The sequence below is a fragment of the Paenibacillus sp. FSL M8-0228 genome (assembly GCF_038007385.1).
In the GTDB taxonomy this organism is placed as follows: domain Bacteria; phylum Bacillota; class Bacilli; order Paenibacillales; family Paenibacillaceae; genus Paenibacillus; species Paenibacillus polymyxa_D.
In genome coordinates, this window is sequence record NZ_JBBOXA010000001.1 from 3,858,632 (window position 1) to 3,882,723 (window position 24,092).

At 47.4% G+C, this 24,092-nt stretch carries 24 protein-coding genes and 1 other annotated feature; of the genes, 3 read left to right on the forward strand and 21 right to left on the reverse strand.

All coding sequences use genetic code 11. The features are described from left to right. Positions 1 to 96 precede the first annotated feature (96 nt). On the reverse strand, positions 97 to 1,098 hold the full coding sequence (gene gpr, locus MKY98_RS17195; protein WP_029515365.1) for a GPR endopeptidase: 1,002 nt from the start codon (positions 1,096 to 1,098) through the stop codon (positions 97 to 99). Between the two features lie 198 nt (positions 1,099 to 1,296). Here gpr and rpsT point away from each other — a divergent pair, with 198 nt between their 5' ends. Then, positions 1,297 to 1,569: a 30S ribosomal protein S20 gene (gene rpsT / locus MKY98_RS17200; protein ID WP_013311181.1), complete on the forward strand. Its 273-nt coding sequence runs from the start codon at positions 1,297 to 1,299 to the stop codon at positions 1,567 to 1,569. A 143-nt stretch (positions 1,570 to 1,712) separates the two neighbouring features. Here rpsT and holA read toward each other — a convergent pair whose 3' ends face one another. The 8 genes from holA to MKY98_RS17240 all read right to left on the reverse strand — a co-directional run bounded on the left by holA (position 1,713) and on the right by MKY98_RS17240 (position 9,792). Then, a complete protein-coding gene (gene holA, locus MKY98_RS17205) occupies positions 1,713 to 2,744 on the reverse strand; it encodes a DNA polymerase III subunit delta (protein ID WP_029515366.1) in 1,032 nt (343 codons plus the stop codon). A gap of 213 nt (positions 2,745 to 2,957) precedes the next feature. Next, the gene (locus tag MKY98_RS17210; RefSeq protein ID WP_069010455.1) at positions 2,958 to 4,415 is read right to left on the reverse strand and encodes an anti-sigma factor; all 1,458 of its coding nucleotides are present in this window, start codon (positions 4,413 to 4,415) and stop codon (positions 2,958 to 2,960) included. Then, entirely contained in the window at positions 4,412 to 4,960 is a 549-nt protein-coding gene (locus tag MKY98_RS17215) for an RNA polymerase sigma factor (protein ID WP_013311184.1), read from the reverse strand. The genes MKY98_RS17210 and MKY98_RS17215 overlap by 4 nt, the downstream gene beginning before the upstream one ends. 403 nt (positions 4,961 to 5,363) lie before the next feature. Continuing rightward, complete coding sequence (locus MKY98_RS17220; RefSeq protein ID WP_069010454.1) at positions 5,364 to 5,576, reverse strand: hypothetical protein; 213 nt, start codon at positions 5,574 to 5,576, stop codon at positions 5,364 to 5,366. 126 nt (positions 5,577 to 5,702) lie between these two features. Further along, positions 5,703 to 8,276, reverse strand: coding sequence for a ComEC/Rec2 family competence protein (locus MKY98_RS17225; RefSeq protein WP_256026029.1), 2,574 nt, complete (start codon positions 8,274 to 8,276; stop codon positions 5,703 to 5,705). After that, a complete protein-coding gene (locus MKY98_RS17230; RefSeq protein ID WP_256026030.1) occupies positions 8,206 to 8,358 on the reverse strand; it encodes a hypothetical protein in 153 nt (50 codons plus the stop codon). Before MKY98_RS17230 ends, MKY98_RS17225 begins: the two co-directional genes overlap by 71 nt. 178 nt (positions 8,359 to 8,536) lie before the next feature. Then, positions 8,537 to 9,055 carry a deoxycytidylate deaminase gene (locus MKY98_RS17235; RefSeq protein ID WP_069010453.1) on the reverse strand — a complete coding sequence of 173 codons (519 nt, stop codon included), beginning with the start codon at positions 9,053 to 9,055 and terminating at the stop codon, positions 8,537 to 8,539. 89 nt (positions 9,056 to 9,144) lie between these two features. Beyond that, entirely contained in the window at positions 9,145 to 9,792 is a 648-nt protein-coding gene (locus MKY98_RS17240; RefSeq protein WP_069010452.1) for a ComEA family DNA-binding protein, read from the reverse strand. Between the two features lie 294 nt (positions 9,793 to 10,086). Here MKY98_RS17240 and comER point away from each other — a divergent pair, with 294 nt between their 5' ends. Continuing rightward, positions 10,087 to 10,932: a late competence protein ComER gene (comER, locus tag MKY98_RS17245; protein ID WP_029515371.1), complete on the forward strand. Its 846-nt coding sequence runs from the start codon at positions 10,087 to 10,089 to the stop codon at positions 10,930 to 10,932. Here comER and leuS read toward each other — a convergent pair. Next, positions 10,913 to 13,351 (reverse strand): leucine--tRNA ligase, encoded by a 2,439-nt coding sequence (gene leuS / locus MKY98_RS17250; RefSeq protein WP_069010451.1) that lies wholly within the window; start codon positions 13,349 to 13,351, stop codon positions 10,913 to 10,915. The genes comER and leuS overlap by 20 nt on opposite strands. Before the next feature lie 61 nt (positions 13,352 to 13,412). Then, positions 13,413 to 13,670, reverse strand: a binding site (T-box leader). A gap of 184 nt (positions 13,671 to 13,854) precedes the next feature. On the opposite strand from leuS, the gene MKY98_RS17255 reads away from it, so the two are divergent. Then, a complete protein-coding gene (locus MKY98_RS17255) occupies positions 13,855 to 14,244 on the forward strand; it encodes a tautomerase family protein (RefSeq protein ID WP_029515373.1) in 390 nt (129 codons plus the stop codon). A 72-nt stretch (positions 14,245 to 14,316) separates the two neighbouring features. Here MKY98_RS17255 and MKY98_RS17260 read toward each other — a convergent pair whose 3' ends face one another. The 11 genes from MKY98_RS17260 to MKY98_RS17310 form a co-directional block, all read right to left on the reverse strand. Beyond that, positions 14,317 to 15,090, reverse strand: a complete 774-nt coding sequence (locus MKY98_RS17260) for a class I SAM-dependent DNA methyltransferase (protein WP_029515374.1) — start codon at positions 15,088 to 15,090, stop codon at positions 14,317 to 14,319. A 3-nt stretch (positions 15,091 to 15,093) separates the two neighbouring features. Continuing rightward, positions 15,094 to 16,002, reverse strand: a complete 909-nt coding sequence (locus MKY98_RS17265; RefSeq protein ID WP_029515375.1) for a CvfB family protein — start codon at positions 16,000 to 16,002, stop codon at positions 15,094 to 15,096. Beyond that, positions 15,999 to 16,346 carry a ribosome silencing factor gene (rsfS, locus tag MKY98_RS17270; RefSeq protein ID WP_013311194.1) on the reverse strand — a complete coding sequence of 116 codons (348 nt, stop codon included), beginning with the start codon at positions 16,344 to 16,346 and terminating at the stop codon, positions 15,999 to 16,001. The genes MKY98_RS17265 and rsfS overlap by 4 nt, the downstream gene beginning before the upstream one ends. Then, on the reverse strand, positions 16,343 to 16,939 hold the full coding sequence (gene yqeK, locus MKY98_RS17275; RefSeq protein ID WP_069010450.1) for a bis(5'-nucleosyl)-tetraphosphatase (symmetrical) YqeK: 597 nt from the start codon (positions 16,937 to 16,939) through the stop codon (positions 16,343 to 16,345). Before yqeK ends, rsfS begins: the two co-directional genes overlap by 4 nt. Further along, positions 16,923 to 17,513: a nicotinate-nucleotide adenylyltransferase gene (gene nadD, locus MKY98_RS17280; protein ID WP_029515377.1), complete on the reverse strand. Its 591-nt coding sequence runs from the start codon at positions 17,511 to 17,513 to the stop codon at positions 16,923 to 16,925. Before nadD ends, yqeK begins: the two co-directional genes overlap by 17 nt. Positions 17,514 to 17,530: 17 nt before the next feature. Then, positions 17,531 to 17,827: a ribosome assembly RNA-binding protein YhbY gene (gene yhbY, locus MKY98_RS17285; RefSeq protein WP_013311197.1), complete on the reverse strand. Its 297-nt coding sequence runs from the start codon at positions 17,825 to 17,827 to the stop codon at positions 17,531 to 17,533. 68 nt (positions 17,828 to 17,895) lie between these two features. Continuing rightward, positions 17,896 to 18,765 carry a shikimate dehydrogenase gene (aroE, locus tag MKY98_RS17290; RefSeq protein ID WP_029515378.1) on the reverse strand — a complete coding sequence of 290 codons (870 nt, stop codon included), beginning with the start codon at positions 18,763 to 18,765 and terminating at the stop codon, positions 17,896 to 17,898. A gap of 110 nt (positions 18,766 to 18,875) precedes the next feature. Then, entirely contained in the window at positions 18,876 to 20,003 is a 1,128-nt protein-coding gene (gene yqeH, locus MKY98_RS17295) for a ribosome biogenesis GTPase YqeH (protein WP_069010449.1), read from the reverse strand. Then, a complete protein-coding gene (locus MKY98_RS17300) occupies positions 19,996 to 20,526 on the reverse strand; it encodes a YqeG family HAD IIIA-type phosphatase (RefSeq protein WP_013311200.1) in 531 nt (176 codons plus the stop codon). The genes yqeH and MKY98_RS17300 overlap by 8 nt, the downstream gene beginning before the upstream one ends. Positions 20,527 to 20,634: 108 nt before the next feature. Further along, positions 20,635 to 22,845 carry a transglutaminase TgpA family protein gene (locus MKY98_RS17305; RefSeq protein WP_069010448.1) on the reverse strand — a complete coding sequence of 737 codons (2,211 nt, stop codon included), beginning with the start codon at positions 22,843 to 22,845 and terminating at the stop codon, positions 20,635 to 20,637. Further along, the gene (locus MKY98_RS17310) at positions 22,842 to 24,089 is read right to left on the reverse strand and encodes a DUF58 domain-containing protein (protein ID WP_069010447.1); all 1,248 of its coding nucleotides are present in this window, start codon (positions 24,087 to 24,089) and stop codon (positions 22,842 to 22,844) included. Before MKY98_RS17310 ends, MKY98_RS17305 begins: the two co-directional genes overlap by 4 nt. Between the last annotated feature and the right edge of the window lie 3 nt (positions 24,090 to 24,092).

A 24,092-nucleotide genomic window follows, 5' to 3' on the forward strand; every position in this document is an offset into this window, starting at 1 on the left:
ATCTCTACCACAGGTATATCACCTCCCTTTTTGAAAGAGATTAGATTCCTGTTAAATAGAGACTTTTGTGTGAAATACGATTTTATCAACCCTTGATTAATGCGTATATGCGGCGACATTGCCAGGATCCACAGCTTCGTGCAGAGCAGCGTTCAATCCAGTAGCAATGATGTTCGCGATATCTTCAATAAATTCATCGATTTCTTTAGGAGTCACAATCAGATCATGTCCCAGCGGTTGCAGTACCTCTCTCACCAGCCCAAGTCTCTCAGGTTCTGAAATATCGTCCAGCATCCCCAGGATTGCTTTTGTAGAAGCCTTTTCTTTGGTAAAATGTGTTTTCATCAGTTCAATTACGTTATTGACAATGGTCGAAGCGTAGCATACCGTTGGAACGCCGATAGCGATACACGGAACACCCATAATATCCTTGGTGATACCGCGCCGCTTGTTGCCAATACCTGAACCCGGATGTATCCCGATATCGGCCACCTGAATGGTCGTATTGACACGCTCCAGTGAACGTGACGCCAGTGCGTCAATGGCAATAATCAGTTCTGGCTTTGTGCGATCCACGATGCCTTGAACGATTTCACTGGACTCAATCCCCGTAATACCCAGGACGCCCGGCGCAATTGCGCTCACATCCCGATAGCCCGGGTTGATTTGATCAGGTGTCAGTTCAAAAAATTGACGAGTCACCATCAAATTCTCAACGACAAGCGGACCCAGTGAATCGGGAGTGACGTTCCAGTTGCCCAGACCTACCACCAGTACCTTTGCCGTATTAGAAATCCCTATTTTTTGTATAAAATGCTCCATTTCTTTTGCAAATGCAATAGCTACACGTTGCTGGAGCCCCGTATCGCCTTCACGCAAGCCGGGTACTTCCAGTGTGACGTAATGCCCTTGTACCCGCCCAATACGGTTGGCTCCTTCTTCATTCAGTACATCCAGCCGTGTGATTTTGATTCCGTCATCTTCCTCCACGTTCTCACTGATGCCCGCCAGAGGTACAGGCTGATCCCGTTCGGCCAATTCTCTTGCCTCTAATGCCAAATCCGTGCGTACCGCGTACTTCTGCAAATCCAGATCCATCTTTTGAGCCTCCTTGGATGCCATCTTTGACTATAGTGTGCGAGACACCCAACAGGTTTATGCACATCCATTTTCATCCTGTAATTCGCATCGCCTCAGAATGTTTTCTTATTGCAATTTGAGGTGTGGCATGCTAAAATATTTTAAGTTGTGAAACGTTTGTGTTCATAAGTAATGCCTTTACAGGAGGTGAATGTAATGCCAAACATCAAATCCGCTATCAAACGCGTTAAAACTAGCGACAAACGCCGTGCGTTGAACGCTTCCCAAAAATCCGCGCTTCGTACAGCAGTAAAAGCTGCCGATACAGCGTTGGTAGGTAACGAAGCTGAAACTGCTGCTGCTGCTTTCAAAGTAGCTTCCCAAAAGCTGGACAAGGCTGTAACTAAAGGTCTGATCCACAAAAATGCAGCTGCTCGCAAGAAATCTCGCTTGGCGAAAAAACTTAACGCTCTTACAGCTCAAGCGTAAGCAAGAGCTACTTTCATACGTTAATGAAAAAAACCTGACCAGCCTTGGCTGATCAGGTTTTTTTAGTTTATAACTTTTATTCGTTTACAGCATCAGCATTCTGCGCTACATAAGCTGACTCTATTAGCAGCACATGAGTGGAATTAGATCGAAGCCCCCGCACCCATTTTCATCAAAAATAGCTCCAGTCCCAGTACCTTGTCAACGACACCTGTTTTCATATGATAATCCAGCTCGCCCAATTCGTAGAGAAGCTGACGTAGCTGCTCAGGGCGGAACCTCCGCGCTTGGTCCCCCGCAACTTTCACCCCATAAGGATGCAAACTAAGCTGACTCGCAATTTGTTGCTGGGAATAGCTTTGACCTGCCAGTTCTTTGACCTGTAACATAATACGGAACTGTCGCGTGATCAAAGCGGCAATCTTGATCGGTTCCTCTTTTTGCTTAAGCAACTCATAAAAAATACTGAGCGCCTTATCCAGCCGCAAATTAGCCAGATCCTCAACCATCGCAAATACGTTTTGCTCTGTGTTACGAGGCACCAGGGATTCAATATCAGCGGATGAAATCGTTCCCTGTGCTCCTGCGTATAAACACAGCTTGTCTATCTCGGCAGCCAAGGATTGCAGCCCAGTACCTGTGAATTGAATGAGGCTTTCAGCAGCTCCTGCAGCCAATTGCACTTCTCTTTCTCCTGCACGCTTATGGATCCAAGCCACAAGATCATCTCCACCCATTGGAGCAAAGGCAATAACCGAAGCATCACTTTTTAGCTTTTTGACAATCTTTTTCCGTTCATCCAACTTTTCAGCCTGAACCGTAAAAACGATGACGCTATAGTCAGTCGGGTTATCCATATAAGTCAACAGCGTCTCAAGCCGGTGCTCTATCTTACCGCTATCTTTGCCTGCTGCAAATACACTGGTATCCCGTACAATAATCAGCTTCTTTGGTACCAGAAAAGGCGCTGTTTCCGCCTCCTCCACAACCACCTCAATTGGCGTTTCGGTTAAATCATAAGGAATGATGGCGAAGTCACGATGCTCCTCTTCCACCACTTTCTCTTTAAGCATCTCAACAAACTGCTTCATTTGGTATTTTTCACTACCGTATAGCAAATACACTGGCGAAATGTCGCCTTTGCGAATAGCCTTAGAGGCTGTTTTTACATCCATTTTCCGTTCCCCCCACCCACTGATCGTACCTGACATCCGAGCGGAAGGCAAGTCATGACACAAACGAAGGGACCCTACCTATAGGCAGGATCCCTTCACCACCATCTATATCAACACGGCAGCAGAAAGCTCTAGAAACTTTCGGCCGTCGGGATACGACGTCGGTTCATATAGTTTATTCCCTGTTTTTAAAAGTGTGTCAACTTACGGAAACTATTTTCCAGTGCTGCGCGGAACGGTGTACGTATATTTACTTGCAGTCCCATCCTGCTCCGTCTCATACATAAAGGTCTGGCTGTCTTCCGACCAGCTTCCTTTGACCCAGGCACCTTTTAGAGTACGGACTTCCAGTGTTGTTCGGTCTACACCGTTATCGGAAAGCTTATACACTTTCAGCTTTTTGCCCTCAATAGCCACCGCATAGCTACCATCAGGCGAGTTGAGCTGATCTGTAGAGGCAGATTGGGCACTATAGTTGGAAGCATTATTGTTGTCCGGAGAGACCAGTGAATTAGATACAAAGCCTTCTTTACGAACCGGGTCTTGTGACACGGATGATTGCTGATCATTAGAAGCTGCATTGCTGCTATCCGTTCCCAAGGCATTGCCCGAATCCTTGGTGATGCTTCTGGAAGTCGCTTCTTTCGACGCTTCATTTGACGCAATTCGATCCTGTACCTTCAAATCCTGACTAAGCGACGAAGATGAATCATTCGTACTTGTGTTACCATTATTATCGTCCTGAGCAGTACCCGCTAGGGGTGCTTTTTCCATTTTCGGTTCCAACTGTTCATCAGGAGCAATCGTGGATTGATCAGATTTTTCCTGACTTAGCTGTTTGTCCTCAGATTTAGGAGCATCTCCAGCAGACGGATTTTCCTTTGTCACCTGACGATCCGTACGTAGCTGTCCATGCCCTTCATCCTGACGAGAAGAATGTTCGGCTGGTGCAGACTTCGTCGAATCTTCCTCCCCAGCTCGCTGATCGTCACGTTCCCCAGCATCCCGTTTGGAAGAGTTCTTTTCATCGTCTGTATTAGTTGCACCTTGTTTGCTCAGGCCAGGATCTTTATCCGCAGGTGGCTGAGATGCATCCGTTTCTTGCCCCTGCTCCGACGGCTGCTTTGTAGAATCCGAACCAATGGCTGCATCATGTCCTCCACTGCCATTGGCTGTACCTGGAAGAGTTTCCGTCTGATTCTGCGGATTCGTCACTTCGGGCGACTGGGTAGTAAGTATGCCTTCCGCATCTTGTACTGTTTTAGGCTCGAAGTTAAATACTACAATCCCCAGTACAACAGCAGCGGCAGCCACGCCCATAGCAGCGCGCCCAGCCATTCGATTCCACCAAGGTATAGGCTGGGTACGTTGTCTAGGCACTGGTCCAGGCTCTACAGCCACAGGCTGCATTTCCTGAAGCGCACTTCCCTGCTCTTCACGTGCGCGGTCAATGGCATCAAGCTGAGGCATGATGGAATCCACCAGGCTGAACGCCGGGGAAACCGCAGGCAATTCCTCCAGCTCGCGAGAGAGTGTCTGAAGAATAAGAAATTTTTCCGCACAGTCCGGGCAAGTCGCAATATGGTTCATTAATTGGGACGTCTCTTCTTCGCCCAGCTCATGATCCACATAACGCTGCATCCAATCCATCACCTCTTCCCCACACTTCATCCTGATACACCACCTTTCTGATATTCCTGAAGTAGCCCTTGCAATTGCTGTCTTGCACGATACAAGTATGACTTGACCGTATTTAGCGGCAAATCCAGAGAATCTGCAATCTCGTTATAGGAGAAATCCTGCAAATATCTTAAGACAATTACCGTCCGGTGGTGCTCCGGAAGCTGTTGTATAGCCTCACGAACATCCTGTGCCATGTAAGAGGTCAACACCTCGACCTCCACATTTTGGGGATCGTTGAATATCATGTCGTGCTCGTCAATGGAAACCGAGGGCTTCGTTCTTCTGAATTTGTCGATGCATATATTCGTTACAATGCGTTGGACCCAGGTTTTAAACTGCGCTTTTTCCTCATAAGAGTTAATTTTGGAATAGATCCGTATGAGGGCTTCTTGTGAAGCATCCATGGCGTCCTGCTCATTGTTTAGAATGTAATATGCCGTACGGTACACATGCTGTTCTATCTCTCTTAATAGGGTAATGAGAGCGTCGCGATCGCCCGATTGAGCGGCTCGAATGAGTCCCTGCTCTACCACAAAGGATCCCCCTCTCCCTGCAATATTACAGACGTATCCCTTTTACAAATTGTTGCAGGATAGACGTCTGACACTAATTTTATTTTTTCAACAAAAAAAATTATACCAAAAAGCCCAGAATCCCCAGCGTATCCTCCCTTAGAATAACAGAAAAAGGGAAGGTAGTCACCTTCCCCTAGCTCCTACTACATCTAAGTGCTAGCCTATCGAGCTGCAAGATCATATTGTTACTTCTTGGAAATCAAAAAATCCGATATGCATTCTAATTGATAAGTCAGAGCAATCGGATCTTGAAAATAAAAATCTTCGATTGAGTATTGATATACTTTACCTGATTTAACGGCAGAAAGGTTCTTCACACGCTTTTAGATAAAATATCTTTTCCTTGGCTGCTCCATCACCTCTAATACCCAACATTAAATAAGAAGAGTAATTGTACCTTTATCACTTTCATATGTACGCGTGGCAGCTTCATCTCCAGTTGATGTGGTCTTGGCAGCAGCCGATTGACCGCTTTCCGTTGCAGTCTCACCCCCACTTGTAGCATTGCGCTCAATACCAGCATTAACGAAATGATGAACAAACAAGCTGAAGCTCTAAATTTAAAATAACTCACAATATTCCCCCTATTAATAATGATTCTCATTTTCATAACTCATTTGATTCTATCAAAGCTTACAGCTACTGTCCATGTAGATTGGATTCAAAGCAAACAACACACTCTTAAGAGTGAGCACCCGTTTTAGTGTGTTGTTGTATTCGTATCTGTTTTGCACTGTTTGCGTTGGTACCGCACACTCAGTTTTCCTTGCTGTGCTCGAATCTGTATCTCTCCCATCGTATCGGTTCGATATATAGCAGAATCAACTGCTGACAAACGTTCCAATACCGCTTCATTCGGATGTCCGTAAGTATTGGTCGCACCGACCGAAATGACAGATACTCTCGGTCGCCAGTAGGATAACCACTCTTCTGAGGTAGAATACTTGCTGCCGTGATGTGCTATTTTCATGACATCTATAGCTTTCCTTGCCCCTCCCGTTGCTCCCTCATCTTTCAAACGGAATGAAGAAGGGGTTAATTCAGCAAGCAACAATGACTCTGCTGCATCATCCATATCTCCTGTGAACAAAAAGGAGGCTCCCTCCATCTCCAATATCATGGCAACAGAGTAATGATTTTGTTCCTTCATAACAGGCAGCTGTTCAGATTCGTTATCCGGTAGCGTAAACGGATAGAGAAAGCGGATTTTCGTAGCCTGGTCTGGTTCCCATTCCATGCTATGATGTGCCCCGTACAGCTTGATCTGCTTATCTAAAGTCGTGTTCAACAGCTTACGGAATGGAGCTTTATCTGTCAGGGTACCATTAAAAAACAAGGTAGATACGGGAATCTGGTCAAGCACAGCTTGTAATCCTCCGGCATGATCATGATCTCCGTGTGTTAAAATGACAGCATCTAGTCGATGCACACCTCGTTGCTTTAGTAAGGGTACAAGCGTATCTTTACCTACCTCGTAGGGATCTGCACGCTTGCGCCAAGCATTTTTCCCTGTTGCAAAGTCCATTGTCCCCCCGCCATCAACCAAGATATGTTTCCCGCCCGGCGTTGTGATTAAAATGCTGTCACCTTGGCCCACATCCAGATATTGAACAATTCCCGTATTCCCCTCACCATGAGATTGGTAACCTGTATACAATATTCCAAGCCAAGCAATAACACTTAGAGCCAGTGCCAAATGACGATAACCATTCCACTGTCGACGTACAAATCTCCCTGCTCCCTCAGGTTCAAGAGCCGTATGCAATATAGCCGCCCACTCTGAAGAAGCTGCTAATCCTGTATAGATAGTTGATGAATTGGGAGTAGAGTCCAAGACGGTAATGTCGTTCGTTTTTCTGCGGGATGTCAGCCACGTTGTGAGCCAGTACAAAACACTGTACAAAGCTACGTAATACACTATGACCCACAGAATGGAGGAAGACGGCCAAATACTCACATAAGCATCATCCACATTCAGCCATTTTACTAGTAAAAAGGTCAAATCGTTCAATTGCTCTGCCGGCCAAGCAAAAATGTGAGCCCCATCCCCCCACAAAAAGGCAACTCCCATCGCCACCGTACCCAATGGAAGGACGATATATGTAATAAGGGGTACAAGCACAAAATTGGCCACAAATGATAGCAGCGAAAATTGATTAAAGTAGAATACCGTCATTGGAAACGAAACAAGCTGTGCCGTAATTGTAATCGCAACCTCACCGCCGATCAGGAGAGGCCATTTGGCGAAAAAAGGCTTCATAAGCGGCATATAAATGAGCAACCCACCTGTCACCAAAAAGGAAAGCTGAAAGCTGACGCTAAGTAGATAATTTGGATTCCAAATCAGCATGAGCAGCGCGGATATACTTAGAATATTAAGTCCGTCTTTGAGCAACCCTCGTCGGGCTGCAAACAAGCCGATCATCGCCATAATTCCTGCCCTCACAACAGAGGGAGAAGCACCAGTCAGCAGGACATAAGCCGGAATGAGTATCATCACGACCGTAAGAGATGTCTCGCGGCTAACTCGTAACAGCCTGAGTAGATATAATAGTGTAGCTGCATATACTGCCACATGCATGCCCGATATTGCTAAAATATGCGTTAAACCAAGCTGCGTAAACTCGTTATAGGTTGCTGGGTCCAACTCATCTGTTACCCCAAGTACCAGTCCTTTCATATATCCTGCGTGATGAAGCGATGTAAATGCCAGTTCCATTCTCTGTCCTAGCTGCTCCCTAAGCTGGTCATTCCACCTGAACAAAGTGTAGCGGTTCCATAGTGAAGCATCCTGCTTCTGTAACGAGGCTGCCCCATCGCCTTTGAAAAGCCAGTGGATTTCCTGTGTGTGCAGGTATTCACTGTAATCAAAGCCACCAAAGTTCCCCGCTTTTGCAGGAGCCTTTAAGGTGCCACACAGTAGGATCGCATCTCCACGTTGCCATGCTGCCGCAAGTTGCTGTTCCTGCTTGGCAGCCAACTTGATATGAACAATGACCTGTTCAGAAATTGGTGCACGATTCTCGTCCTTGTTCGAATGATTTCCGAAGTGATTGATTGAAGTAACTCTCATCTCAAACTGTGTTCGATCACCATCTACCTGTACTTCAGAAGCGATAAACCCTGCTGCTTGAACAGGCATGTCTTCCACCATAGAAGACGATACATGAAGAGCATCGGGAATACTGCTAACATTATGCATATCATGCCAAAACCAATGAAATCCACCCCCGCTGAATACAAGCCAAAGTAATACCATATGCCGAATGGGGATTTTTATCAATAAAGCTATAAGCGGAAAGATCAGAGTAACCCCCGCCCAGAGCAACAAAAGCATACGTCCAGAATACAGACATGCTCCCGCACTTCCTGTAATCCAACAAACAGTAAGGGTCAATATAGGTCTAGTTAACACAAGCTTAGCTTGAATACGATCACCTTCCGGTAGCAAACATTGCTTTCTGTTTAAAAACACAAAACAAAAAGAACCTCTGACAAAATAGCATTCGTCAGAGGTTCTTCCTCGTTTACTTTTTAATTCATAACATCCATCAGCGTTTCTTTTGGTGGATGATAGGTCTTCAGCATGCGAAAAGCGATGCCCTTTTCCTCCATCATAGCACGAACCTTGTCGGCATCTTTGGGATAAGGTCGGTGGTATACAATCTCCACAATACCGCTGTTCGCCAACATATTGGCACACGTCCAGCATGGCTGGTCGGTGACATATACTGAAGAGCCTTCACGATCAATTCGGTCAGTAAACAGCAGCAGGTTCTGCTCTGCATGAATAGTGCGAATACAACGCTGCTTTTTAACCATTTCCTCGTGCCCATCACGGTGAACGACCTCATACTCCTCTGAAATCATACAACCTGCCTCTGAACAGTCAGGCACCCCCGATGGTGCTCCATTATAGGCCGTCCCCAAGAGCTTTTTACCTTGTACAAGTACGGCTCCAACATGACGCCGCGCGCAGCGCGAACGGGTGGATACCATATAAGCGATATCCATGAAGTAGGTGTCCCAGTCCTTGCGTACATCTGCACTCATTTCCATCTCTCCCGTATAAACAAGTTAAAACGTAAAACATTTCCGCTATTGCCGTTCTCAGAGCCTGTAGATTGTAATTCTTATATAAGTTACAAGCTGACATACGGCTTCATTTTCGCCAACATTTTAGCTCCGATTCCCTTTACATGATCCAAATCGTTCACACGTTTGAACACCCCATGTTGATTACGATAGTTTAAAATAGCCTCGGCTTTTTTAGCCCCAACCCCTGGTAGCTCCATTAACTCAGCAGCAGTCGCCGTGTTGATGTTTACCTTTTTTTCGCCGGAAACGGGTGTAGTAACCGAATCACTTACCGTATTGGTCCTACTCGTCGTTGCACCACTCGAACTGACAATACCTGTGTCTGAGCTTGGATCTGCAACACCTGACTGCTTCTCGGTATTCGAATTTCCCGCAATAGAGTTTCCGCTCACAGCAGCAGATACACCAGTAGATATCTGCACAGTATCACTTTTCACTTTGTAAGCGGCTTCGGCATTCCTACTGCGCTCAGCTTTGTCTGAAGGTTCTTTTACAGCAGGCTTTTCCTGGGCATAGTCACTGCTGCGCTGCGACTCATTTGGCTCTGAATCCATCGCCACAGCCTGCTCCACCTTATGGTTAAGTAAAGTCCACTCTTCTTGCGGCTCAGAACGCTGTCCTCCGGCAAATAAAATAAGTCCACTGCCGATTACAGCAAGCGTTATCGCTGTTCCTGTCCATACGCGTTTCATTTCCGTATCGTCCCCTACTCCACATGGATTCGAGAAATTGAGCCGACTGAAAACACCGCCTCTATCAAACAGAGCAAGTCTGTCCAATTCCCGTTTAGCCGGAGGGTGTAAACAACCTCCATACGGTCTCGCTGTGAGCATTTTTACAATAAAGTGGTACGACCCCGGGCACGATCTAACATGCTCAGACATAAAATTCGTCATGTCGGCCAAGACCAGGCGCATACACTAAGAAGAATGACAGCTGACAGCACAGCGTCTATACCGCAAAGTATGAAAGGAGGACGTTGAACAATGAAAGTTGGATTTATCGGGACTGGCAGCATGGGAAGTCTGCTAATTCAGTCTTTTATTCATTCTAACGCACTCAAGCCGCAGCAAATATCAGCAAGTAATCGAACGCATTCCAAGGTAACCGAGCTAGCCCGTCGTTATCCAGGTTTGCATGCAGTCCAAAGCAACCGTGAAACGGCAGCGGAAAGCGATGTTCTGTTTATCTGTGTGAAGCCGCTGGAATCAAAAGCCGTAACGGATGAAATACGCAACGTCATTACAGAAGAGCAAATCGTCGTATCTATCACAAGCCCGGTGCAGATTCGTATTTTAGAGCATGCACTGAAAGCTAAAGTGTCCAAAATTATCCCCAGTATCACCCACCAAGTAGGCAGCGGAGCCTCACTATGCATCCATGGAAGCCGGATTACAGAGGAGGACCGCTTCCTTCTGGAAGAGCTTATGTCCCACATCAGCAGGCCGATTCGGGTTAAAGAATCTTATACTCGAATCACGTCGGATTTTTCGAGTTGCGGTCCTGCTTTCTTGGCCTTTTTTATGGACCAGTGGATTCAAGCCGCAGTTCAAGCTACAGGTATGGACCGTACGGAGCTATGCGCTCTGGCCGGTGAAATGATCATCGGCACTGGAAAGCTGCTCACGGAAGGCGGGATGACACCAGCCGAGTTACAGGCCAGAGTAGCGGTTCCCGGAGGTATTACCGCCGAAGCTCTCGCACTGTTGGACATCAGCCTGCATAGTGTCTTTCCCGAGCTGATACAGGTAACGCACAACAAATATGAAGAGGACATGCAAAAGATAGATGTCTCCTTCGGATTAAAGCCAATTAACCGGCAACAATATTAACCAGCTTACCTGGAACAGCAATTACCTTGCGGATCGTTTTGCCGGCCAGTGCCTGCTGAACATTGTCCAACGACACAGCGAATGCTTCCATCGCTTTAGCATCAAGATCCTTGGCAATCGTTGCACGCTGCACAATTTTACCATTCACTTGCACAACAATTTCCACTTCGGCGTCCACCGTCCATGCTTCATCATAAGCAGGCCAAGCCGCGTAGGTAATGCTATCATTGTGCCCCAGCAGCTGCCACAATTCCTCGGCCAGATGGGGTGCAAGCGGCGACAGCATTTGCACGAAGTTTTCCATTGCTGCACGCGGCAGAAGGTCTGCTTTATATGCATCGTTGGTGAAGATCATCAGCTGGCTGATCGCTGTATTGAAGCGCAGTGCATCCAGATCTTCAGTTACTTTTTTCAGCGTTTTATGCCAAGTACGATTGAACTCATCGCTACCGCCGTCATTTGTAATTTTATCGTTCAGGCTACCATCCTCGGAAACAAACAGGCGCCATACGCGGGACAGAAAACGATGTGCTCCCTCTACCCCATTCTCATTCCATGGCTTGGTCGCTTCCAGCGGCCCCATAAACATCTCATAAATACGCAGCGTATCGGCGCCAAACGTATTGACAATATCATCAGGATTAATGACATTACCGCGTGATTTACTCATTTTTTCATTGTTGTTGCCCAAAATCATACCCTGGTTGACCAGCTTATAAAAAGGCTCTTTCGTTTCCACTACGCCGATATCATACAATACCTTATGCCAGAAACGGGCATATAGCAAGTGAAGAACCGCATGTTCAGCTCCGCCAATATACAAATCAACAGGCATCCATTCACGTTGTTTCTCTTTGGATACAAGCTCTTTGTCATTTTTCGGATCAATAAAGCGCAGGTAATACCAGCAACTTCCTGCCCATTGTGGCATTGTATTCGTCTCGCGACGTGCTTTCATACCTGTCTCAGGATCAATGGTTTCCACCCAATCTGTTGCGTTCGCCAGCGGGGATTCACCTGTACCTGAAGGCTTAATATTGTCCATCTCCGGCAGTACGAGCGGAAGTTGGTCCTCAGGAACCGTTTTGATCGTTCCATCCTCCAGATGAATTACCGGAATCGGCTCGCCCCAATAGCGTTGACGGCTGAACAGCCAGTCACGCAGGCGGTAGGTGACTTTGCCGTGTCCTTTGCCCTCGGCTTCCAGCCATTCAATCATCTTCGGAATCGCGTCCTCGTTGGTAAGTCCATTCAGCGGGCCTGAATTCACGTGCGGTCCATCCTCAGTATATGGCTCATTAGCCACATCTCCACCTTGGACAACCTCAATGATATTCAATCCGAATTGCTTGGCAAATTCCCAGTCACGCGTATCGTGAGCAGGTACAGCCATAATCGCTCCAGTTCCGTAGCCTGCCAGTACATAGTCAGCAATCCAGATCGGCAGCTTTTCGCCGTTCACTGGGTTCACTGCATAAGCTCCTGTGAATACGCCTGTTTTATCCTTGGCCAGATCCGTACGCTCCAGATCGCTTTTACGAGCAGCTTGTTCACGGTACTGTTGTACAGCATCCTTTTGCTCAGGCGTAGTGATAATATCCACCAATTCCTGCTCTGGTGCCAGCACACAGTAGCTTGCGCCGAACAGTGTATCTGGGCGAGTTGTAAATACTGTGAGTTGCTCGTCATAGCCTTCAATCGGAAAACGAACCTCTGCCCCGGTAGACTTACCGATCCAGTTCCGTTGCATATCCTTAATACTCTCAGACCAATCCAGTTCCTCCAGATCATCCAGCAGACGATCCGCGTATTCCGTAATTTTCAGCATCCATTGACGCATTGGTTTACGGACGACCGGATGACCGCCACGCTCACTCTTACCGTCAATAACTTCTTCATTCGCCAGCACCGTTCCCAGCGCTGGGCACCAGTTCACAGGTACTTCAGCTACATATGCAAGGCCGCGCTTGTACAGCTGGATGAAGATCCATTGTGTCCATTTGTAATAATCAGGATCCGTCGTGCTGATTTCACGATCCCAGTCGTAGGAGAAGCCGAGCGATTTGATTTGACGGCGGAAGTTATTTACGTTTTTCACCGTAATTTCGCGTGGGTGCTCCCCTGTATCCAGCGCATGCTGCTCCGCAGGCAGACCGAAGGCGTCCCAACCCATCGGATGCAGTACGTTGTAGCCGCGCATTCTTTTATAACGTGAAACAATATCCGTAGCTGTGTAGCCCTCCGGGTGGCCTACATGCAGGCCGGCTCCAGATGGGTACGGAAACATATCCAAAGCATAAAACTTCGGTTTGCCCGGTTCTTCCCCGGTGCGGAACGTCTTGTTCTCATCCCAATATTTCTGCCATTTTGGTTCAATACTTTGCGGTTGATAGCCGTGCTTCGGCTGTGTGTCTGTCATTGTCTTTTCCTCCTCAAACGGTATGCAACAAAAAAACCTCTGCATCCCGTAGCGTGTCAGCGCTAGGGACGAGAGGTTATATTCCCGTGGTACCACCCTAGTTAGCAGAAAGCGTTCTTCGCGTTCTACTCCCTTTGCACCTGATAACGGAGGTGATCCGATGCGGGTTAATAACAGGATACAAGCACCAGTATAGGGCGTTCCTGCGTTGGACGCATATCTCCGAGGCGAGTTCACTTTGTGCTGTCAACCGGCTTGCACCACCCGCCGGCTCTCTACATGTCCAGACAAAGCTACTATTCCTCATCAGCGATTGTTTAACCGTTAATAATGGCACTATTATATTGAAAACCGCGAAAAAAGTCAAATAAGGACTACCTTTGGTGTTAAGAGCCCTCTCCATACTAAATTTTCATGACACATGCATACGAATGTTTTATAATAATTCCGAGTTAAATCGCTTCAAGCTGAGATGAGTTGAGATAAGAAAGGTGAGCTGAGACATGGCACAAATTAAAATTTACGGAATAAAAGAGACTCTAAATCCAATCAAAAAGCAACTTTCAGAGGTGATTCATTCTGCTGTGGTGGATGCGTTCAAATATCCTCCTGACAAGAGGTTTCATCGTTTTTTTCCTATGGATCAGGAAGATTTTATATATGCCGATGGTCGCTCTGAGGCGTACACCATTATTGAAATCAGTATCTTTGAAGGCAGAACGATAGAAGCTAAGAAGCAACTCATTAGCCTGTTATTCCAAAGAATTAACGATCTTTTGGGTATTTCTCCACAGGATCTTGAGATTACTATATTTGAAACACCCAAACAGAACTGGGGCATTCGGGGTGTACCGGGTGATGAGCTTCAGTTGAACTATAAAGTGAATATATAAGTGCAAAAAGACGCCCTTCATGTCATCATGAAAAGCGTCTTTTTTTTCCCATATTCGTTCAATGAATCTTTGCTATTTTACAGCAACATAAAACAGTCTCGCCGCGTCATCTTCTGCTTCTACCCATTCAAAATCCGCATATACCTTCACATCGCGAAAACCCGCTTTGGACAATTCTGCCTTCATCCAGTCTGGGTCATAGGCACGTTGTACATGTATTTCCTCGAAACGCTGGTATAGATCGCGTCCTTCATGTTCTGCTTTCGCAAAGATACTAAGATGATGCTCAATTTCACAACGGGGAGTGTCCAACGCACATGTCCAGATATATGAGATAGAGCGTTCGTCCAGTACGAAAGGCTGCTCTTCATCATAACGTAAAAACGTCTGGGGATGATGCACATCGAACAAAAAGGTTCCGCCAGGCTTCAGACCAACATGCGTTCTGCGAAAAGTAGAAATGATATCTTCTTCCTCCAACAAGTAATTCAGACAATCGCAAAAAGAAATTACAGAATCCACAGGCTCGGGTAAAATCCATTCTCTCATATCCTGCTGTATCCAGCGAACGCTTCCCTCACGAAACAATCGCTGTCCCTGTGGAGTGGTTTCCATTTTGCGACGGGCTACTGCCAGCATGTCAGAGGATAAGTCGATTCCAGCCACTTCGAACCCTGAGTTAACCAGGGGAATCGTAATTGAACCCGTTCCGCAGCCCAGCTCGGCCACCGTATGCGGCATCCCGTACTGATCCCAAGCCTGCCGTGCAAAGCGCAACCAGTCCGGGTACGGCATGTCCTGCATCAGCTCATCATACACATAGGCAAACTTCCGGTAAGAAGCCATTTTTTATTCCCCATTCCCGTCCTTCGGTTTCGGCATTTTCTCCACCAGGTAGGTCCAGTTTTCCTTTTGTGTAACCATTCCTTCCTTCATCAGCTTGCCCATCGCACGCTTGAAGGCGGATTTACTAATACCAAACCGTTGCTTGATAATATCCGGCGGTGTTGCGTCGGAGTAAGGCATACCGCCGCCCGGACGCTCTTTCAGAAAAGCAATCAATCGATCCGCATCCTCATCACGGCCCACTTCCTTGCGTGGCGACATTGCCAGATTGACCCGACCGTCTTCGCGAACAAGCGTGACCCGTACCTTAACCTCTTCGCCCAAGCGAAGCATCCGGTTGCGTTCTGAGGAGTGAATCATCCCAATCGCGCCAAAACCAAGCACACCTCCGTCCACCAGAACGAATGTGCCCATTTGAAGCGGCTTGTACACAGTCGCCTGCACCCACGTATTCAGCCACGAATCAGGGGCGTGGAAGCACAACGGAGCCAGTTCCTGTTCCCCTGCCAGCTTAGCCCGCAATCTGCCTTGCTTGTCATGCTCCATAATGGCATACACGTAGTCGCCCACCCGAGGATGCAAATCTCGGTTTTCTGGCAACTCACGAATCGGCAGCAAAAGCTGACGACCCAATCCCATCTCCAGGAAACAACCCAAACGCGGATGCACATCGGCCACCTCAAGCTTAGCCATTTCGCCCAACGACAAGAACGGCTTTTTCATGGTTGCGGCCAAACGGTCCTCTGTATCGTGAAAAATAAATACCTCCAACCGTTCACCAACTTCAATTTCACGTGTCAGCTCCGTATAGTGCAGCAGCACATCCTGCTCACCAACAGTGAGAAAGTAGCCGAAAGGAGATACCTCACGATCCACCATAATGGTGACATAAGTACCGGCGATCAAACTCATACCTTTTCCACAACCTTAGCATCCGACCAGAGTCGTTCAATGTTGTAATATTCGCGCTCGTCGCGATGGAAGACATGCACTACGACATCCCCCAAATCCATTAGAACCCAACGGGCGGAATCCATCCCTTCGATTCCTTTGATAGTTACACCTTCATCATGAGCGCGTTTGCGAATTTCTGTTGCAATCGCCTGTACCTGTGTATCCGAATTACCGTGGCAGATGACAAAATAATCAGCTACTAGTGATATTCCCCGCAAATCCAGTGCGACAATATTCATTGCTTTTTTATCATTTGCGGCATCAACCGCTGTTTGCATTAATTGCTCATTAGTTAGGGTCATTCATGAACCTCCGTTTTTCTCTGTTTTAGTTGTTGAATCAAGTCATTGCGCGACAAGACTGTCAGTGGAAAAATAACCTTTTTCTTCTCCAGCAACAATGAAATTGTGGAGTCAAATCCAGCGACAAGGCCCTGCTCCAAACTTTTGTTTGCCTGTTTGCGGATATGCTCAACCCCGGGAAAATCCCGTCCCGGTTCGATGTAATCAGCGAGACACACGACTTTGTCCAGCAGGCTCATACCTACGCGTCCTGACGTATGCCAGCGGATCGCATTCCTTATTTCAGAATCATCCACTCCGTAATCTCTTGCTGCAACGCAGTATCCTACCTCTGAATGCCAGAGCTGCTTGTCATGTTCCAAAAGCTCCTGATCACATTCGGGATGACTGCGAATCACCTCTTCCATCTGCTGAACAGGCCAATATTTCGCTACATCATGCAAAATAGCCGCCAGTTCGGCCTTATCCGGATCTACTCCATAACGCTTCGCAAGCTCCACTGAGGTATGCATAACACCTAGTGTGTGCTTCCAGCGTTTTTCAGGCATTTGACCAGATACGGCTTCCATTAATTGCTCACGGCTGTACTTCATACAAACCGCCCCTTGTAATATAGTCATGCACTCGATCAGGCACAAGATAACGGATAGTGCGCCCTTCCGCAGCACGCTCTCGAATATCCGTGGACGAAATGTCCACCACTGGCATATCTGCCAACAGTACCTTGTCCTGCAAATAATGTGGCAACTCATCCATTGCAAGCTGGAATCCTGGTCGCCGAACACCAATAAAACAAATTCGCTGCGCCAGTTCCTCAATTCCCTGCCAATGAGGCAAGTAGTTCACCATATCCGCACCAATAATAAAATAAAAATCCACAGCAGAATGCAACTCCTGAAGCTCCTTGATCGTGTCAATGGTATAGGATACTCCCCCGCGAAGCACTTCAATATCCAGCACTTCAAAAGCAGGATGACCCGCCACCGCTTCACTCGTCATCTCCAGACGCTCTTTACCGCTCGCCCCCGCCTGATGCTTGTGCGGAGGAATATGAGAAGGCATAAACCATACTTGATCTAGCCCATAGGCATCTCTTGCCGCTTCTCCAGCCAGCAGATGTCCAATATGAATCGGGTCAAATGTACCACCCATAATACCGATTTTCATAATTTTCTCCCCGCATGTTATCCTCTAGGCAACTCAATTTCCTTATGGTCACGGGATTCTTTGTACAAAATAATAGTGCTCCCGATGATCTGTACAAGCTCAGAACCTGTCTCCGCGGCCAGTTCTTCCGCAATTTCATGCTTGTCGTCCAAACAGTTGTTCAAAATTTGTACTTTCATCAGCTCACGCTTTTCAATCGCATCGTTGATGTGACGCATAAGATGCTCATTCGTACCGTTTTTGCCTACTTGAAAAACCGGGTCCAAATGATGCGCCATTGAGCGCAGATATCTTTTTTGTTTACCTGTTAACATGTATATTTAACCCCTTCGTCGCCACATATGCAATGCAGCATTTCCATAATTTTAATGTACCCTCTTACTTACGACAGGCTACTCAGCACAGCCGCTCTCATTTGCTCTACAGCAGGGACAACCCCTGTAAAATACTCAAAAGCCACAGCCCCCTGGTACACGAACATGCCCAAGCCCCCATGTACAGTGCAGCCGCGCTGTTCACGGCTTTCCTGTAAAAGTCTCGTTTCCAACGGGTTGTAGATCAAATCACTCACAATGATTCCCTCCGGAATCAAGCTCGTTTCCAGTGGAAGTTCATCCGATAAAGGAGACATTCCCACCGAGGTTGTGTTAATCAAAACATTCACTGTGGCGAGCACGCTCTTGGCATCCTCGTTGGAATAACCCCTCACTGGGATCGCTTCCGTCGTCCACTCTAATGCCAGTTGCTCAGCTTTGTCACGTGTTCGGTTCAAAATAATGACCGATTCCGGCTGCTCCTCCAACAGAGCATGAATCACGCCACGAGCAGCCCCTCCGGCTCCAAGCACAGCAATTCTTGCTCCCTTCAACTCAACAGAAGTCTCTTCTTTGAGGGAACGTACGTAGCCAATTCCGTCCGTGTTATACCCCTTAAGCCGTCCATTATCATTTACTATCGTATTGACAGCGCCAATGAGTCTGGCACCTTCATCAATCTCATCCAGATATTTCATAACCTCGACTTTATGGGGAATCGTCACATTGACTCCGCGGAAATGCAAAGCGCGAATCCCCTTCATGGCATCTTCCAGCTGATCCGGTTTTACATGAAGAGGTACAAAATCTCCTTCAATCGCCGCTGCCTGCAAAGCTATTTTATGCATAAGAGGCGATTTGGAGTGCTTGATTGGATCACCCAATACGCCCAATAGTACAAGACCTTGTTCAGTCGCTTCAGACTCCCCGCTGTTCATCGTCGCTCTCCCCCATATTGCAAAATATTAGGCCGCACAAATACATGAATGGCGGCAGGAACCAGTACAGTACCTGTTCCTTGCCGCCCTATAACATGGTTACAGCAACGTTATATCAACGCAGGCCGCAAAAGCACACGGACTCCCCGAGGAGCATGAATCGCAACCAGAGCTCCGTTCTCGCTATTTACCCTGATCCATCCCAAGCCGGAAATATAGATGTCCGATGGAGACTTTCGTGGCACGCGGAACTCATGTCTTGTCCATTCCGGCATCTCTGCCAATTGATCGCGTGTTGGCGGAGATAACAATTCCCCGGCATGATCAGCGAACAACTGATCAGCTCGCTCCAGCTTCGTGCGATGTATCTTAAGACCACCGTTAATGTAGCAGGTAAAAGATTGGTGCTGACCGTCGACAAAATCAAATCGGGCCATACCGCCGAAAAACAATGTTTGTCCGGCATCAAGCTGATACGCAGCAGGCTTCAGCGGCTTGTCCGGCATAATAGCGCTCAAGTCCTGACGGGAGACGATCTCACTGAATCGCCAAGGGTATACAATACCCGGAGTATCAATAATGTGCTTGCCGTCGTCGAGCGGAATATTCACCATATCGAGTGTAGTTCCCGGGTAACGGGACGTTGTGAGCTCCTGCTCCATGTCGCTATAATCACGAATCAAACGGTTAATGAGCGTGGATTTACCCACATTTGTCGCTCCAACCACATATACATCGCGGTTACCACGGAGCTCAGATACCACATCCAAAAGACGGTCAAAGCCCTGATTTTTTTTAGCTGAGCACAGTACGATTTCTTCCGTGCGAAGCCCTTGCTCCTTCGCTTGCTTTTGTACCCAGTTACGTATCTTGTTCCAATTCGTTACCTTAGGCAGCAAATCGGTCTTGTTTACAGCCAGTATAACCGGATTAGAGCCTACAAAGCGTTGCAGACCGGAAATCAAGCTGCCTTCAAAATCAAAAATATCTACAATGTGGATAACGAGTGCATCCTTGTCGCCAATCTGGCTGAGCAGCTTCAAAAACTCATCTTGATCCACCGTCACTGAAGACGTCTCATTATAGTTTTTGATTCGGAAACAACGCTGACAGATGACAGGTTCGCGAGTAAGCAATTTTTCAGGAATAAATCCCGGAAGCTCCGGGCTAGTGGTCTGCACGGTTATACCGCAACCACTACATTTGACGGCAGTGCCGCCGTCAGGTCTTTCAGTCATTCTTCTTTTCCTCCTCAAGCCATAAGCCTTTCTTACGTAACCTTGTGAGCGCGATTCGCTCCAACCGCCGATTAAATCGAGTCATGACTCCTTCATCATGAATGGATATCGGTAGCACCAACACCGTATGCAACCCCAGTCGGTTACCTCCCAATACGTCCGTCAACATTTGGTCTCCGACCATAATAGTTTCTTCCGGAGTCAGCCCCATCATACGGATGGCTCTACGAAAAGACGAGTTGGAGGGCTTCCGTGCGGCATGTATAAATTCAATGTCCAAAGGCGTAGCAAACACGGATACACGGTCCATATTGTTGTTAGACACGATGACAAGCTTAAAACCCGCCTGTTTGACCTTCTCAAACCAGGCCACCAGCTCGGGAGTTGCATTCGGCGCTTTTGCGCCGACCAGCGTGTTATCCAGATCCGTAATAATGCCGCGATATCCTTGAGCATATAAGCCTTCAAGATCAATATCAAAGACGGTATTCACCCGTAATTTGGGCATCAGCATTTCAAACAACGTCGGTCACCTCAGTTTCATACGACAAACTATACCATATTACTATGGCTTAGTAAAAAGCTATCCGCAACAAACGGACAGCTTTTTCACTAAATATATAGCTAAAGATTAAAATAGACGTTTTATCCAGCCTTCTTTGTGTAACAGAGAGGCTTGCTTGCGAACCATATGCCAATCTTCTGCGGTTACGGATGAGGGACTATAACGCGCCTGTTCAAATCGTCCAAGCAGCTGATGTAAAATTGAAGCCTGTTCCGGTACTTCTAGCGACCATCTATCAACTGATTCCCTCAGTGTTTCGTGACTGGCGCGGACAAATCCCCTTCTTCGCATGTACCTTAACCAGTGCTCAGTTTCGACGACCACCTTTTCATCCGGAGTCAACGGCTTACCTCTGCGTAAACGCAGCAGGTAAAAGTGAAGGTCTGCCCGATTACGCCAGACGACATAAGCAGCCCACAACAGCAGAATTGCAGCAGCAGAACCTATAATTACAGGATGAATTTTTGAAGCTTCCTCCGGATTAGTCTGCGGGGTCTGCTCAGGCTGTTCCGGTTCAGACTGATCTTTAACCTCTGGGGCTTCTGGAGTCTTTGAATCCTCCTGTTCCGTAAGCAGCGGCATATCAAAGCCAGGCGTTGCTTCTACAGGAACCCAACCGTATTCACCTAAATATACTTCCGCCCAGGAATGAGCATCCGCATTTGTCACGGAGTAAGAGGACATATTTTCGTCACCTTCACCCGTTGTTGCATCATCTGAAAACGTCTGCTGACCAGGTGCATACCCTTTAACCCAACGGGCCGGAACCCCAACGGAGCGAGCCATCATGACTAATGAGGTGGAATAATAATCGCAATAGCCCTCCCGAATCTCAAACAGAAAGGCATCCACAAAATCTCTGCTTCTTTTCCGTGAGAGATCCGGATTGTTCGTATATGCATAATTTTGCTGCAAATACTGCTGTAGTAATCCGACTTTTTCATATGGCGTTTTCGCCGTTGACGTTACGTTCTGAGCCAAATCACGAACCCGCTGTGGCAACTCATCTGGAATTTGTAGATAGGCTTCCTGTTTGTTTTTTCCGTACAACTCATTAAAAGTTTTTGTGCGTAGCTCTTTCTCAGGGATCACAGGGACATGCGATACCAGAGTATACGTTTTAGGATAAGCAGTTCTTCGGGAGGATGGATTCCAAAGCAGTTCCGCCTGTTCCGGCTTCCAACGTAACCCGTCTGCCCGTGAATCTCTGTCCACCGATTGAACACGCTGCACCGAATAAGCGCCAAATAGAACAGGATAGCTTTGGTCGTTTTGCATCGTAATGGTCTGAACGACCTGCTCAGTCGAATGCCGCGTTTCTTGTGTGTTTTCAAGCTCTGCGGTCATTGGAACATCGTTTAACGTTTGATCATCGTTGCCCTTGTCACTCCAGCCTGTACCGGAATAGGTTCGTTTCGTTTCCCCCCGCCAATAGCTTCGTTGAGTGGTCGTGATGGTCATGACAGGAGAATAGTCAAAATTAAAACCTCCCCCCAACCGATTATCCTGGCGACTATAACCCGATGCAGTGTTCATCCGCTGATCCAGTGCCCCAGATCCATTGTTGATCCCGGCGGTAGTTGAGCTATTTCTCTGGGTCCACGCTGTATAGGGATCCGTCAAAGCGGGCTGTACCTCGGGCATATTGACACCGGCCATAATAATGAGCGCAAAAATGACCGCAATATTGGCTACTATTTTATATGGATAGCGCCGAATATGCTTCCATCCTTGAGGATAATGCTGCCGAAAATACTGCAGATGCTGTGTCACCAGCCAACCCATACCAGCAAAGACGATCCAAGCAACCTCCTCCCACAGCACAGTTGGCGTGAAGGAATCAAGCACTGCCAGCGCGGCAATGTTAATACCCACAAAAACAAGAATCCGCTGCTTCGTTGTAACGATGAGCGGCACCATTTCAATAACTAGCCAAGCAATGAGGGAAAACCAAATATAAGGAGACATATTGGAAATAAACTGGTCCAGGCGATTGGCTACCCCTCCGAAGGGGATAATGATTGAATAAGACACCAATGTCCGATACAAAATAAAAAACAGCACCGCCGCCTTAACAATAAATTCAATCCAAGGACGAAATGGTAGTACAATCTTCACCAGAGCCAGCATTGTAATGGTCATTAGTACGAGTGCTCTTGTCTCTTCCAGCCATAATTCGGAAGCAAAAGAAACCCATTGCATGGCAATAATAATAATCCATAAAAATGTAAAAGCGGGGGCCCAGGAACCCTTTAACGATTGTAACCAGCTCTTCATAGTGTTCCTCCCCCCATTACAGCCGGGAGCTCCTCAAGGCTCTCAACATCGTAGCCCTTGATTCCTCTTGCACGAAGCATGCTCATCCATTCTTCAGCTTCTCCCTCAGCAGAACCTTCTCCGATATAAACGTGGCACGGAGTCATCCCCCGGGTATCGGCCCAGCGAAGAAGCTCCATCGCCTGATAATCCTTCAGCGGACTAATCAGTATAAAATAACAGCCTTGCGGAAACTGGCGCACACTGCTTTCTACAGCGGATTTCAAGCTACCTTGTGAAGTGGTGTGTATGTCTACCAAGTGATGCATCATTCGTTGTCGTTCCATTGTCTGCTCACTTGGTTGAAAGACGGTGCCTTTCTCTCCAGCTGTGCACAATCCAACCCCCATTCGCTCCCGTCCACCATATTCCAGCAATGAAGCGGTAGAGGATACAGCTAGCTCAAACTGTTCGGCGTTCACATAATGCTTCATGTGTACGTCCAGCACAAGCATCGTTTTAGGAACGGTCTCATGCTCAAACTCCTTGGATTTCCAGCTACCTGTACGCGCCGTCGCATTCCAGTGGATGCGCGAAAACCGATCTCCATATACATAATCCCGTACACCGTTAATTTGTGTCGTTTCACGCCGCGTTCGAGTTTGAACGGTCTGCGGTCCAGACATCTTTGAGCGACGGTCATTCATCTGCCAATATGGAATGAATACCGTTCGGGGCAGAACCCGAAATTCACCGCGTGCGTTCAAGCTGCCTTTGTGCTCCAACAGACCGAAGATATCCTCACTCACACATTCCGTTTCCTCAAAGTGATAGCTTCCTCGCTCTAAAGCGGGAGTCTGAAATGTAAGCTGACCGCCCCCTTTTAGACTGGGAATGACACTATCCTCAAACGACCAGGTCTCACCTGTATGTCGCTTAAGGACCTCACGGACAATGACATAGGGTAACGGAAGAAATCCAGGAATGCTGAGGCTCAGCTTTACATGCACCTGATCTCCTGCATGCAGCAGTTCTCCAAACTCCGAGCCTTGCGAAAGCTGCCGGGAGCCTTGCACACGGCGAACTCCGCTCAAACCAACGATCCATAAATAAACGATTAACAGCGTAACCATAGACAACAGCATGACCGACGTCTTGCCGCCCTGAAACAACAAATATAGCAGGCACACTCCCCATATGACCATCAGAAGCCAGATGCGGCCTGACAGCCGGGGAAGCCTGCGCTTCCTTTTGACCATATTCATTCC